Raw genomic sequence first — 11809 nt, 5'->3', positions numbered from 1 at the left:
TTTGCTAGCATATTTACTAATTTTTCCATATTTCATCACTCCTATTTTTTATACTTATTTATTATTGCTTGTGCTTCTTCTAAAGTAATGATATCCTTTTGCATATCATCTTTAAGTTGGTCCGCATACTCTTTTAATTCATTTTTAGAATTTTTTAAAATCTCATATAACTCATCTACTATATCTTTTACATATTCTTTTTCATCACTAGGTAATAAAGGCTCTAGAAATTCCCAATCTTTTTTTTCAACAACATGGAAATATACTTCTTGAATACTTCCTACTATTTTTCCTCTATCAGAACTTCTAAGAACTAATCTACAAAATACTTTTCCGAAGCCTTGTAAAACTTCATTAGGAATAGCAATATCTATATTAGTAGTTATTGTACTATCTATTTCCTTTTCAACTACATAAGGCTCAGTAGGATTATTAGAACTACAAAATACAGCCCTAATATTACCTTGAAAGTCTTTTAAGCTTCTTAATACAACTTTTAAAGAGCCTATTCCATAATCTCCTTGGAGGAAAAAGATAGGAGAGAAATTTGCATTTCTAAGTATATCCCAGCTAACTAACATTTCTTTCAATTTTCTCATTCCTCCTTAGCCTTATATTTATCTACTAAAGCTGTCATTTCTTGAGGTGTAGTTGTTTCTAGTTTAGATTCTATTCCAAATACTATTTTAGATAATCTCATAAATGAACGAGAGAATTTTCTAAAATCAACTGGACTTTTTAATCCTAGTATTTCAAGATTATAGTGTTCTGTTATTAAGTCAGGGTCAGTTGCAGTATTTAATTCTTCTTCATTTTTGATTATTTGACTCATCTTATCCCTCCTCTTTTTCTTCATTCTTAACTATTATTTCATAAAAAGCTATTCCTAATTCATTCATATGATTTAAGAACTCTTGTAATGATGTAATATTATTAATATTATCTTCTAAAATAATGGTTATAGTCTTATTTTCTTTATCATTAATAATATCTAATACTTTTCCTATTTCAAAGAGTTCACACATTTTCAATATATAAGCAAAGTTAAAGATACTATATTTAGTAATTTCTCTAGCAATTAATATATTTTGTCTTAACTTCACTCCTAATTCATAAGCCGTATTGACTCCATAGATTTTCTCAAGTCTTTTTAGACTTATAGCATTAGCAGTTGTAATAGATAAGCTTGAAATATATTCACTTTTCTTTAACTCTATTTTTTGTAATTCTCTAGAGATAGCCTTTGCAAGTTCAACTATTAAAGGTTCTTTTCTTTCAAAGAAAGGTAGATTACTAAGTATTCTTTCAACAAAGTCTTTAGATACCGCTACACCTAAAACTGTAATAAGGGTTTTAGCTTTTAACTCTACTAAATCTTTTTTTATAGTTATTAATTGATGAGCTGTAACATTTGATTTTACTATTTCTTTATCTATCCAGTTAAAAGCAAATTCATGGCCAATATAATTTAGATAGTATTCAAGGTCAAATTCTAGATTTTCCTCAACATATTTTTTTAGAGCTATTTTTGACATTGTTTCCTACCTCATTTCTAATCAATCTTGAAGATAAAGAAAGCATTAGGTATTTTATAAATGTCAGCAGCTCTTATTTCTTTTCTATAATCTAAAGCGGAATAAGCTATAAGATTTCCCCCTGAAACATTATCAAATAATCCTATATGTGTTATCCAGCCCCAATTCTCTGTTGCAACAGGGAAGTTTATATCATTTTTATTATAGGTTTCTCCATTCTGTGGCTCTTCAAATGTTATTTGTTGTCTAGCATATGAAGTTCCCTCTACCTCCTGAATATTGGAAGCATTGTCAGTAGGGTCAGCTTTGAGTAATCCCAAATAATAGTTTTTTCCCTCTTTTCTAAAAACTTCATTTATAATTAGATTTTCTCCTAAATGTGTTAATCCAGCCATTAAATCCTCCTTTCTACTCTAAAGGGTTTATAGTAATAGTATTTACTTTACAAAGTTTATTTTCATTGAGTTCTATATCATTTCTACTTCCAGCTACTGTAATATCTCCTATCTTAGTAATACACCCAGCATGTTGGATAGTTTCAACAATATCAAAATAAAAAATCTTTTCTTGGAATAAATTCTCAAAGAAAAAATTATTTAATTTTTCTGTTAGTGTTGTTTTAGCTGCTTCTTCATTAAAATCACTTGATATAGTTCCTTTAACTACAATATCAACTCTATTGATTTCAACTCCTTCAACAGTTAAATCTATATCTGAAATAATTTCTAAATCTATATAATTTTTCACTTTTTCTTTAAGTTCAGAAGATACTACTTCTTTCCCTTGCTCTGTTATAACTAGCTTAACAGTTCCAGCACCACTCCATCTAGGAATACAATGAGAATGCTCAACTCCTTTAACTTCCTTAGCTTTATCCTCAAATACATATTTATTCCAGCTCATTCTTGGCTTTCTGATATAATCTAAAGCTCTCTTTCTGAAATTATCATCTGTTTCTATATCTGTTCCATTAGTAATATTTTCTAAGTTTTCTACCTTAGAAAGTCCTGTATATTCTTCTCCAAATTTATTAATTTGTCCTACTTCACAGTTACCAACAGTTCCAGCCTTAGTACATTGAATTTTTACAGTAGTAGAGATATTTTCTATTGTCTTTTCTTCTAAGATTTCATACTCTGTTGCTGTACTTGAATTTATAACTATATAACCTTTCTTAATAAGACTTCCATTTACTCCTGTTATTTTTACTTGACCAGTTGATTTAGTTGCTTGAAGCCTATCTAAAGCCTTATCAGCACATGAAATATCTAAGTCAGTTCCTGTTGCTGTATCTATAAGTCTTTTATCAAGTTGTTCTGAATAATCATCTTCCTCTTTTACCATTTCTATAGCTACTGATGTAATAATATCTCTAGCAAAACTTCCAGTTGAGGTATTATAGGAAATCATTTCAGCCATATCATTGACTTTTTTATTTATTCTTTCATCACTCAACTTTTATTACCTCCTCTACCTCAAAAGCACTCTCTTTTAATTCAACTATAAATCCACAATACATCTTGTCATCAATCTGTATAAGCTGTAAACAATGTATTTCCTCAATATCCTTATGATTTTTCAAGGAATTATAAATGTCATCTTTGATAAGTTCTATTAGGTCCGTATTAGGATATAATTGTTGTCCTACATATTTGTAGATATTTAATCCAAAGGGGTAACCTACATCTTTAATATGGACATTCCACCTATCTCTTTCAGTATAGAAAAGTTTTTTAATCCATTCTTTTATAATTTCTACTTTATTGTAGATTTTTCTAGGTTCTAATCCATCATAGTAGAATTTTCCTGTTGTATAATCAAAGAGAACATCCTTTTCTTTTATAGTTTCTTGAACTTGTAATTCCTTTTGCTCTTCAATAGCTTGTACATCACTATTGATTCTTAAATAACTAATAGGTAATGTCATAATCTCACCACCTTATCTATAAGATAAAAATACTTATGGTCATTTGTCGGAAGCATTAAGACTGTATCTCCAATTTTTAAGGTATCAGTCCATTCAATACTTCCCTCTGCTTTATAAGTTCCACTTCCAGCAAGTTTTGAAATTGGGTGTGGAGGGTGTTGAGGTACACCATCTGTTTTAGTGGTATTATCAAAAGAATATTCTGTAATATTTCCTTCAAGAGAATAAGTTCTTTTATACCCTATTATTTTTTCAATACTAATCATAATTTTTTTATTTTTTATAATAATTCCACTTTCTAATTTAACCTCTAATTCAGGAGGAGCTTTGACAACTTCTCCTGTAACAGCTCCAAGCCACTTAGGATTATCCCTAGCTTTTATAATTAGAGCTATTTTAGTTAGAGCATTATAATATCTTTCATCTTTTACCATTTATTCCACCTTTTCTAGCTCTAATGAAGCTGTAAAAATTGTTTTATGCATACTAAAGTTATAAGTAATACTTGTGATTTCAAATACTCCATTTATTCCATACTTATCATAAGATAATTTTAAAATTTCTCCATCTCTTATAAATTCACTCAATAGAGGAATTTCAAAAGAGATTTTTTCATTAACTTTATTTTCTTGGTTTAGTAGATTAGTAGCTGTAATAGTTCCACCATTCAAATCATTATCTTTATAAGATACTAATTTTTGCATAAGTCCATATTTTTCAATATTCCCTTTGTCTTTTGCTGTGCTAACTTGAATATATTCTTTTCCTGATGTCTTATATACTCTAATTGAATTTCTCATTCCCTCTATATCCAGTGTTCTTTTAGGTTCTTTGATGTAATTCAAGGCATTACATTCATAACCGTTCAGAATGGAAGATAATGAGCTGAGAGGGGTATATATTCCTCTTTTATATTTGTTCTTTTTACTTCTTTCAAAGTGAAATTTAGTTTCTTTATAAAAAAATCTAAACTCTTGATTTTCTAAGTCCTTAATATTTTTTATAATCTCTTTGATAATTTCTCCTAAAGTTTTTCCAAAATAGAAATTATCAACCATAGTATTGGTAGCTTCTATATTTCCAGTATTAGCTCCAAAAGTTTCTATAAGCTTTCTTACAACAATAGAAGCTTCTATATCTTCAAATTGATAAATTTCTTCATTCTTTGAAAAATACCAAGCATAATCAACAGCTTTAAAAGATAAATTAGTGATATCTCCATTAATAATTATTCCTGAAAATATCTCTTTACCATCAAGTTTTATAACTATAATATCTCCTATCTCTACATTGTAGAATTGAGGGTTTTTAGTTATATTAAAGTCTAAGGTCCAAGCGAACTCACTTATAGATTTTTTTAATTTCATTTCAGCTTTGACTATATTTGAAATATCTACTATTTGGCTTGAAGTATTCTTTATACAATATGTAGTTATCATTGTAAACACCTACTTGCTTAAATTGAAAGCTTCAGGCTTAAATACATAGTGTTTTGATTGAGTTTCATAAATACTTGGGTCTTTAGCTTCCTTAAATTCAATAGTATATTCAATATCCCCTTCAGGAGTAGTGTTAGGCTCAAACTTAGAAATATAACACTTGAGAACTAGTCCTATACCTGTGATTACAAGCTTTATAGGAGTTTCTTTTAGTTTTAATTCATCAACCTTATTTACACAATCTATTCCAAAATACTTATAGTCATTAGAAAAAGAGTAGTAATTATTAGGAAAAAAAGAGGAAAAACTAACTATTCTAAAATCTATATCTTTCTTGTAGTTTATTTTTCCAGCTATTGTATCGACTTCCTCAATAATATTATCATTTCCAATAAATTTAATATTTGCTGGAGTAACAGGAAAGGTAAATATAGATAACTCTACTCCGTTCTTTTCTTCTGCTATTGATACTTTTATCTCTTTTAATATTCTTGAGAAAGAATAAAGTTTTCTAAGTACAGGATTATTTTGAGTAAGTTGATTTATATTACTTGCTATTCCTCCAGTAATTTTATCTGTTGCCCACTCTGAAAGTTGTGTTTGTGGGTCAATTTTAGCAAGAGAACTAGTTTGTAATAGTTTTTCAAGTACTTCTGTCATCATATTTACCACCTCCTATATATTTCCTAATATTACTGTTAAATCTTCTACTACTTGGGAAATAATATCACTTATATTATCCCCTTTATTGATATTTATAACTATTTGAGAGTTGTTAGTAGCTGTATTATTGCTCTTTTCTCCTTTAAAACTTAAAAGATTTTTTATGGCCAATAGAGTATCTAACATTTTTTCTTCAATAGTCTTTTCAACTGGTGCTGATGTATAAACATTATTTGAATTAGAACTACTAGAACTATTATTATAAACACTTCCATTAGTTCCACTATTTTTAGTTCCCTTTAGATAGTAACCATTGTGTTTAATCTTACCATTACCTGTGCCACTACCACTTAGTAAATAGTCTGTATTTACTCCTTGCCCTGTTCCAGCACTTACCTCATTAGAAGCTTGGTTAGGGTTATTCTTTACTTGATTTACTCTATCTTGTATCTCTTTTTCTGTTTCTTCATTTGTTTTACCTTGAGTTCCAGCAGTAACAAAATCTTTAGCTTTGTTATATACATTTTTTCCAAAATCAATTATTCCCTCAACAAAACTAAATTTTTTAATCCAGCCCCATAACTCTTTAAGTGGACTTATTAAAGCATCAACACCTTTTCTAAATCTTTCAGATTTTTTATATAGCATATAAAAACCTATTCCAAGCCCTACAATAGCTCCTACTATTAAAGCTACTGGGGAAGTTAAAATTGCTAAAGCAGTGGTTAAAGCAGTAGTTGCTGTTGTTGCTAAAAACATATTTCCTGTGAAAAGAGCAGTTACAATGGTAGCTGCTGACATAGCAATATTTCCAGCAAATAAAATACCATTTTTTATAGCACTAGCTGTTGTTAAAGCTTTCTCCCATATAGTAGTAGCAATTAAAACCCCTTTATAAGCTAAGAAACCAGCAGTTAAAGCTGAGATAGTAAAAGTTAAAGCATTGGCTACATAACTTCCAGAGTTTAACCAATCAATAAACCCTGTACCTGCTGAAATAAGTTGTGTTGCTATATTTATAACATCTATTATTGCTGGAGTTAAATATTGTCCAAATGATATACCCAAACCCTCAGTTGCTGAAGTTAAATTTTTAAATGCTCCTCCAACACCAGCTCCGAGTATTTTAGCAAGTTGACTAGCAAAACCACTTGAACTTTGGACTTCATTTATAAGTTTATCTAACTCTTCCTTAGGAGTATCTAGTAGTCTATTCATAGCTTGAGAACCTTGTTCTTGGAATACTTGACTTATAAAACTCTCTCTTTGGGCTTTCTCCATTCCCTTAGTTTTGTCTTTTATATCTTCAATAATATCTAAGATATTTCTATAGCTTCCATCTTCTGTAAGCTGTACTCCTATATTCATTAACATTTCTTGTTTTTTACTATTTTGTAGTGTAGAAAATACAGCTTGTAAGGCAGTTCCAGCTTGAGAGCCTTTTAATGATAAGTTACCTAATTGTCCAAGTATTCCTAAAGTTTGCTCTAAACTAAGTCCAAATTGTTTAGCACCATTTCCACTATATTTCAAACTTTCAGCTAAATCTCTAACATCAGTAGTAGTTGAACTAGCTGTTTTAGTAAGCATATCTCCTACTTGTATAGACTTGCTGGCATCTAATCCAAACATTCTTAAAGCTCCAGCTGTAATTTCAGTAGCTTCTGCTAATCCCATTTGAGCTGCCGTTGCTGTATCTAATATTCCCGGAGTTGCTGCTAGAATTTCATTGTTACTAAATCCAGCTTTTGCAAATTCAAATTGAGCTTCAGCAGCTTCACTAGCACTCCAAGAAGTTGTTCTTCCAAGCTCTTTAGCTTGATATCTTAATAACTCCATAGTTTCAGCATTAGCTCCTGTTGTTCCTTGAACTCTACGAGCTACATCATCAAAGGCAGTAAACATACTAATAGATTTCTTTATTCCCATTCCTACTGCTGTAATTCCAGCTATCTGCTTCATTTTTCCTATAAAAGCATTATAAGGTTGAGTATTTTCAGCTTTTTTCCCAAGCTTTTTCATTTTTTCAGCTAAATCATCTACACTTACTCCAGCATTTTTAGCTCTTTTCATCAACTCATCAACTATTCCACCAACTTTTTGTAGTTCCTGTTGTCCACTTGCTTGAGCTACGATTTCAATATAATCTACTTCTCTAGCCATATAACCTCCTATTTCTTATACCTTGTTTCTCTTCTTCCTTTTCTAGCATAAAACAGGCTTCTAAAAATGCCTGTTCTATACTATTTAGTTCTATAAGAGGTTTAGAAAATATATTTTGCCCTTTTAAACTCCAATGATAGAGTCCATATAATCTACCATTAGATTTAATTAGTTTTTTATATCACTTATTAATACTGCTCTATTTTGAGTTAAATTTAGTCTTCCAACATGTTGTAAAAGGTCATCTAATTCTTCCTCTGTAAATATTTTCTTTAAAAGTGCTAATCTATTATTTACTTTAAAAGCTTTTTGAACTTCTTTGTTAGACAAATCAGGATTAATCATAGCTTCTGAAAGTAAGTAGAATTTATCACTTCTTTCTGTCATTGCTAGTAATGTAGATGAGTTTGGCTTTTCTAATGTAACAAAAGGCTCTTCAAATCCTAGTTCCTCAAATCTTGGAATTTTAACTGTTATTGATGTTCTTTTAATATTTCCTTTATCTTTTATTTTCTCTGCATTGTCTATAAGTGTTTTAATATCCATTAATTTTTACCTCCTATATATCAGCAATACTCTCTAAAATATCAATATTGCTTGGTTGAGCAGAGAATGTAAATTCTCTTTCTGTTAGTTCCCCTTTTGTAAATGATAATATATCTATATCTCCAGTAGGTAAGCAATTAGCTACTGCAATAGCTTCAGCTCCTAAAGCTTCAGGGTCATCTAATTCAACATTAATATCACAATAATTATTAAGTTTTCCATCTTTAATATTTTTTAAAAGTTCTAATTCATAAGAAAAAACCTTTTGAACTTTTACTGTTATCTCAAAAGAAACAGCTGTATTTTTCTTTCCAGTTTCTCCATTAGATAGTAGTACATCTTTACTTTCTAAACTTAATTTACCTGTAAACTCTGATAATTCAGCTATACATCTTCCATTTCTATACACTTTACCAAAGCTACCACTTACGACATCGCTTGGTTTAAAATTAAAATCTCCAGCCATTCTCTACCTCCTAAAATTTTGTATATAAAAAATCCTCAAATGAATATCATCTGAGGATTAATAATTTATTTTATAGAATTTAATATTATTTCATATAAAGCTTTTGAAGTGGTACAGTTGTGCTTTGCCTTATACTTTTCAAGAGCTTCTACCATTTTTTGATGTTCTTCAGGAGTATATTTATATCCTAAGTACTTTACACTTTTATTTATACCAGTAGGTCTACCTACCTTTTTCTTATCTTCCATAACTCTCCTTGACTTTTAATAGAAATAATGATAAAATTAAATTAAGAAAATCAAGCACGTTTTAAAAGGGATTAATCATTATTTGATTAGTCCTTTTTATTTTTTCCTTTTTTGAATAAAATCAATAATTATACATATAAAAGCTATTACTCCTGTGATTTTAACTAATAAATCTAACCATTCCATTGTAACACCTCCTACATTTTATAAATAATTAAGGGAGAGGGTGGGAGGAGCTCTCCCTCCCTTGCAGCTTACTTTCTCTTTTTTATAAACTTATATATTATTATAAGATTTATAATTAATTGAGAAAGGTCTAGTAAGAAATCAAGCACGTTTACACCTCCTCCCTACAAGTATATAATATCATATCTTCTAATAAAAGTCAAGGACTTTAATTAAAAATTTACTCAGATAATATTCAATTTCCAATGTCCAATTTTACCGCTATAAATAAGCTTTTCCTTCAAAGTCTTCCATTACATCAGTAGGTTTATAGTCAGGAATATAAGCAAATAAGATATCATCAGTATTAGCTCTTAATAACTCATATTCAGTAAGTTTTTTAGCTTCCTCTTCTGTAATAGATTTTCCTTTGTAAGTCCCCTTAGAAATAATATAATCTCTAGTTGCTTCTGTATCTATCTTCATTCTATTTTCATTAGCTGGGTCAAGCTGTCCAGCTTTTACAAATTCTTTAAGATAAGCATTTACAGCACCTAAGAATAATAATTTGTTAGGATAGAAGTTTTGATATTTTCCTCTGTAAGCTTCTTTAAAGACATTTCTAATATCCTTTTGATGAATATCCATAATTTCCATCTTTCTAATTTTACTAAAACTTCTATTCATAGTGTCGGTTGCTGTTGTAAATGATGTAACACCTCTAATGATAGTGTATTTATTACCATCAAATCCAGTTAATAGCTTTCCTTCCCCTATTGCTGTATTTTCATCATCAACAGTAGTTTTAAATGATTTTAACCAAGATTGCTCCATATTAGTGATAGAAGCATTGAGAGCTACTCCAGCACACATAGAAGCTATACATAAAGTATATTCTTGAGCTGTATAAGCTTTCTCTTCAAAATCTACTATTGTATGTGCTACTTGTCTTGAATCATAATCTATTATCCAAGGTTTATCAGGTTTAGCTGATGAAGATACAACTAACTTAATTGTAGAAGTATCATTTCCAAGTTTGATAGTTTCTGTATTTCTAATTGAATTAATCCAACTTTCTAAGTCTGTTAACAAAGTTTCTGGTTTATCTTCTCCACTAACAAATGGACAACATAAATAATTAGGTTCATCTAATTTAATTTCTTTTAAAACATCATTAATGTTTTCTTTAGTTGCCTTATATACTACAACTTTAAAAGGGTTTCCTCTAAATGCCATAGCTTTTAAAGCCTTAAAGTTTTCAGCTGTCCAATCTTCTTCTTTTATTTCAACAGCTGAATAGTACTCTTTTTTTGTAAAGTCTTCCTTAGTGGCATCGAACATGATTACCCCTAAGACACCTCTTATAGCTCCTGATATAAGTACGGCTGCCTTTTCTTCAAAGAGAAATTTGAACTTAGGTTTTCCATTTAATCCTGCCATTTTTCCTCCTTTACTCATTTAAAATATATTTATCTTTTAAAATTTCCATTTTCTTTAAGTTTTCTTCAATATTTTCCTCATCTAAAATATCTCTAGTACAATCATAAGTACATTGAATTTCAGCTACTCTTATTCCTCCTCTATCTGTTATAGTGGAATATTCAATTCTATATGAGTTATCAATACAGTAAAAATTAGAAGTTTCAAAATTTTCTTTAAGATATTTAAGAAAATCTTTTACTTCATTTCTAAAATTTAACAACTCATACCTAGAACTAGATTTAGAATAGAATATTGAAAAATCAACTGTTTTTTGTTTTTTTATTTTCCTCTTCTCTTGTGATTACAAAATAGACTGTATTTCCATCTATCTTTTCGTCATCAAACTCATCTTGATAAAACACTCTCCATCTTTTTCTATTCTCTTCATTTTCAAATTTTTGTTTGAAGTATTCAAGTCTTTTAGTTAATAGCATGTTATACACCTCTACTATGTACTATAATTTTTGCTACTTTTTTTTGACTTTCTATCTCTTCATCTTCAAGTTCTATTACTTCATTTTTAAAAAGTTCTAAGAGTTCTATTAAAGTTTCTTTTTTATCTCTACTTTCCTCTTCTCTTTCTATACCCTCAAAAAGTTTCCACTGTATATATAATTCCTTAGCTGCTATCCAGTTATCTTCTGTTAATTTATCAGTACGATTTTTTAAATATGTTGTAATAAATCTATCAGCTTTTTTATTGATAGAAGTTGAATCTATGCTTTCTAATTTAGCTCTAAATTCATCTTTTGAAATTCTAAGAGTATTTATCACATGTTCAATATATACTTCCTCAAAGTAATCTATTGTAATAATAGGAATATTATTATTTTCCATCTATCCTCCTTTTCAGGAGAGGGGAATGTCCACCTCTAAATTAAGATATAGTAACCTTATATCTCTCAAATTTAGTTGTTGATAATACAAGAGGCATTGGAGCTGATTTACCCCATAGTCCTTTACTACCAGTAGTTTCCTCTACTTTAGTATCTCCAGCTATTACTTTGGATCTAACTAAAACTGATTCATTCTTTGCTACATCTCCATAAGTAAGACAACCATATCCAACTGCTAAGTTATTAACATTAGATAAAATAATTAGATTTTTAGTATCTATCTCTTTATCATCAGTTCCTTTAGCATTTACTAGAAGTTCTACTTTTTGAGTTCCAATC

17 protein-coding genes and 1 pseudogene are annotated in these 11809 nt (G+C 29.2%); all 18 read right to left on the bottom strand.

From position 1 onward, the window contains the following. Positions 1 to 41: 41 nt before the first annotated feature. Entirely contained in the window at positions 42 to 581 is a 540-nt protein-coding gene (locus FMAG_RS07920; RefSeq protein ID WP_261660795.1) for a hypothetical protein, read from the bottom strand. Positions 582 to 595: 14 nt separating this feature from the next. Then, entirely contained in the window at positions 596 to 832 is a 237-nt protein-coding gene (locus tag FMAG_RS07915; RefSeq protein ID WP_005885715.1) for a hypothetical protein, read from the bottom strand. 1 nt (position 833) lies between these two features. Continuing rightward, complete coding sequence (locus tag FMAG_RS07910; RefSeq protein ID WP_005885713.1) at positions 834 to 1535, bottom strand: hypothetical protein; 702 nt, start codon at positions 1533 to 1535, stop codon at positions 834 to 836. A gap of 17 nt (positions 1536 to 1552) precedes the next feature. Further along, positions 1553 to 1930: a phage tail fiber protein gene (locus FMAG_RS07905; RefSeq protein ID WP_005885711.1), complete on the bottom strand. Its 378-nt coding sequence runs from the start codon at positions 1928 to 1930 to the stop codon at positions 1553 to 1555. A gap of 13 nt (positions 1931 to 1943) precedes the next feature. Beyond that, positions 1944 to 2990 (bottom strand): baseplate J/gp47 family protein, encoded by a 1047-nt coding sequence (locus FMAG_RS13365; protein ID WP_005885709.1) that lies wholly within the window; start codon positions 2988 to 2990, stop codon positions 1944 to 1946. Continuing rightward, positions 2983 to 3462: a contractile injection system sheath initiator gene (locus FMAG_RS07895; RefSeq protein WP_005885707.1), complete on the bottom strand. Its 480-nt coding sequence runs from the start codon at positions 3460 to 3462 to the stop codon at positions 2983 to 2985. The genes FMAG_RS13365 and FMAG_RS07895 overlap by 8 nt, the downstream gene beginning before the upstream one ends. After that, a complete protein-coding gene (locus FMAG_RS07890) occupies positions 3459 to 3896 on the bottom strand; it encodes a DUF2577 family protein (protein WP_005885705.1) in 438 nt (145 codons plus the stop codon). Before FMAG_RS07890 ends, FMAG_RS07895 begins: the two co-directional genes overlap by 4 nt. Continuing rightward, positions 3897 to 4901, bottom strand: coding sequence for an XkdQ/YqbQ family protein (locus tag FMAG_RS07885; protein WP_005885703.1), 1005 nt, complete (start codon positions 4899 to 4901; stop codon positions 3897 to 3899). 9 nt (positions 4902 to 4910) lie between these two features. Next, the gene (locus FMAG_RS07880; RefSeq protein WP_005885701.1) at positions 4911 to 5564 is read right to left on the bottom strand and encodes a hypothetical protein; all 654 of its coding nucleotides are present in this window, start codon (positions 5562 to 5564) and stop codon (positions 4911 to 4913) included. Positions 5565 to 5576: 12 nt separating this feature from the next. After that, complete coding sequence (locus FMAG_RS07875; protein WP_005885700.1) at positions 5577 to 7727, bottom strand: phage tail tape measure protein; 2151 nt, start codon at positions 7725 to 7727, stop codon at positions 5577 to 5579. A 168-nt stretch (positions 7728 to 7895) separates the two neighbouring features. Then, positions 7896 to 8273 carry a phage tail assembly chaperone gene (locus FMAG_RS07870; RefSeq protein ID WP_005885699.1) on the bottom strand — a complete coding sequence of 126 codons (378 nt, stop codon included), beginning with the start codon at positions 8271 to 8273 and terminating at the stop codon, positions 7896 to 7898. A gap of 13 nt (positions 8274 to 8286) precedes the next feature. Next, positions 8287 to 8739 carry a phage tail tube protein gene (locus FMAG_RS13360; RefSeq protein WP_005885698.1) on the bottom strand — a complete coding sequence of 151 codons (453 nt, stop codon included), beginning with the start codon at positions 8737 to 8739 and terminating at the stop codon, positions 8287 to 8289. Positions 8740 to 8804: 65 nt separating this feature from the next. Further along, entirely contained in the window at positions 8805 to 8987 is a 183-nt protein-coding gene (locus FMAG_RS07860; protein ID WP_005885697.1) for a hypothetical protein, read from the bottom strand. A 447-nt stretch (positions 8988 to 9434) separates the two neighbouring features. Next, complete coding sequence (locus FMAG_RS07855; protein ID WP_005885696.1) at positions 9435 to 10592, bottom strand: phage tail sheath protein; 1158 nt, start codon at positions 10590 to 10592, stop codon at positions 9435 to 9437. A 10-nt stretch (positions 10593 to 10602) separates the two neighbouring features. Then, positions 10603 to 10854, bottom strand: coding sequence for a hypothetical protein (locus tag FMAG_RS07850; protein WP_005885695.1), 252 nt, complete (start codon positions 10852 to 10854; stop codon positions 10603 to 10605). Between the two features lie 40 nt (positions 10855 to 10894). Further along, positions 10895 to 11068 carry a hypothetical protein gene (locus FMAG_RS13870; RefSeq protein WP_005885694.1) on the bottom strand — a complete coding sequence of 58 codons (174 nt, stop codon included), beginning with the start codon at positions 11066 to 11068 and terminating at the stop codon, positions 10895 to 10897. A gap of 1 nt (position 11069) precedes the next feature. Then, a complete protein-coding gene (locus FMAG_RS07845; RefSeq protein ID WP_005885693.1) occupies positions 11070 to 11471 on the bottom strand; it encodes a hypothetical protein in 402 nt (133 codons plus the stop codon). A 40-nt stretch (positions 11472 to 11511) separates the two neighbouring features. Continuing rightward, positions 11512 to 11809: pseudogene (locus tag FMAG_RS07840) on the bottom strand (hypothetical protein); the annotation flags it as partial.

The organism is Fusobacterium mortiferum ATCC 9817 (assembly GCF_000158195.2).
GTDB lineage: Bacteria > Fusobacteriota > Fusobacteriia > Fusobacteriales > Fusobacteriaceae > Fusobacterium_A > Fusobacterium_A mortiferum.
Note: the sequence above shows the minus strand (reverse complement) of the source record. Positions and strands in the feature narration are given on the sequence as shown.

Coding starts and splice junctions, on each gene's coding strand:
- FMAG_RS07870 (WP_005885699.1), bottom strand. CDS start 8,273: ATGGATATTAAAACACTTATAGACAATGCAGAGAAAATAAAAGATAAA.
- FMAG_RS07905 (WP_005885711.1), bottom strand. CDS start 1,930: ATGGCTGGATTAACACATTTAGGAGAAAATCTAATTATAAATGAAGTT.
- FMAG_RS07890 (WP_005885705.1), bottom strand. CDS start 3,896: ATGGTAAAAGATGAAAGATATTATAATGCTCTAACTAAAATAGCTCTA.
- FMAG_RS07915 (WP_005885715.1), bottom strand. CDS start 832: ATGAGTCAAATAATCAAAAATGAAGAAGAATTAAATACTGCAACTGAC.
- FMAG_RS07880 (WP_005885701.1), bottom strand. CDS start 5,564: ATGATGACAGAAGTACTTGAAAAACTATTACAAACTAGTTCTCTTGCT.
- FMAG_RS07845 (WP_005885693.1), bottom strand. CDS start 11,471: ATGGAAAATAATAATATTCCTATTATTACAATAGATTACTTTGAGGAA.
- FMAG_RS07910 (WP_005885713.1), bottom strand. CDS start 1,535: ATGTCAAAAATAGCTCTAAAAAAATATGTTGAGGAAAATCTAGAATTT.
- FMAG_RS07885 (WP_005885703.1), bottom strand. CDS start 4,901: ATGATAACTACATATTGTATAAAGAATACTTCAAGCCAAATAGTAGAT.
- FMAG_RS13360 (WP_005885698.1), bottom strand. CDS start 8,739: ATGGCTGGAGATTTTAATTTTAAACCAAGCGATGTCGTAAGTGGTAGC.
- FMAG_RS07860 (WP_005885697.1), bottom strand. CDS start 8,987: ATGGAAGATAAGAAAAAGGTAGGTAGACCTACTGGTATAAATAAAAGT.
- FMAG_RS13870 (WP_005885694.1), bottom strand. CDS start 11,068: ATGCTATTAACTAAAAGACTTGAATACTTCAAACAAAAATTTGAAAAT.
- FMAG_RS07875 (WP_005885700.1), bottom strand. CDS start 7,727: ATGGCTAGAGAAGTAGATTATATTGAAATCGTAGCTCAAGCAAGTGGA.
- FMAG_RS07895 (WP_005885707.1), bottom strand. CDS start 3,462: ATGACATTACCTATTAGTTATTTAAGAATCAATAGTGATGTACAAGCT.
- FMAG_RS07920 (WP_261660795.1), bottom strand. CDS start 581: ATGTTAGTTAGCTGGGATATACTTAGAAATGCAAATTTCTCTCCTATC.
- FMAG_RS07855 (WP_005885696.1), bottom strand. CDS start 10,592: ATGGCAGGATTAAATGGAAAACCTAAGTTCAAATTTCTCTTTGAAGAA.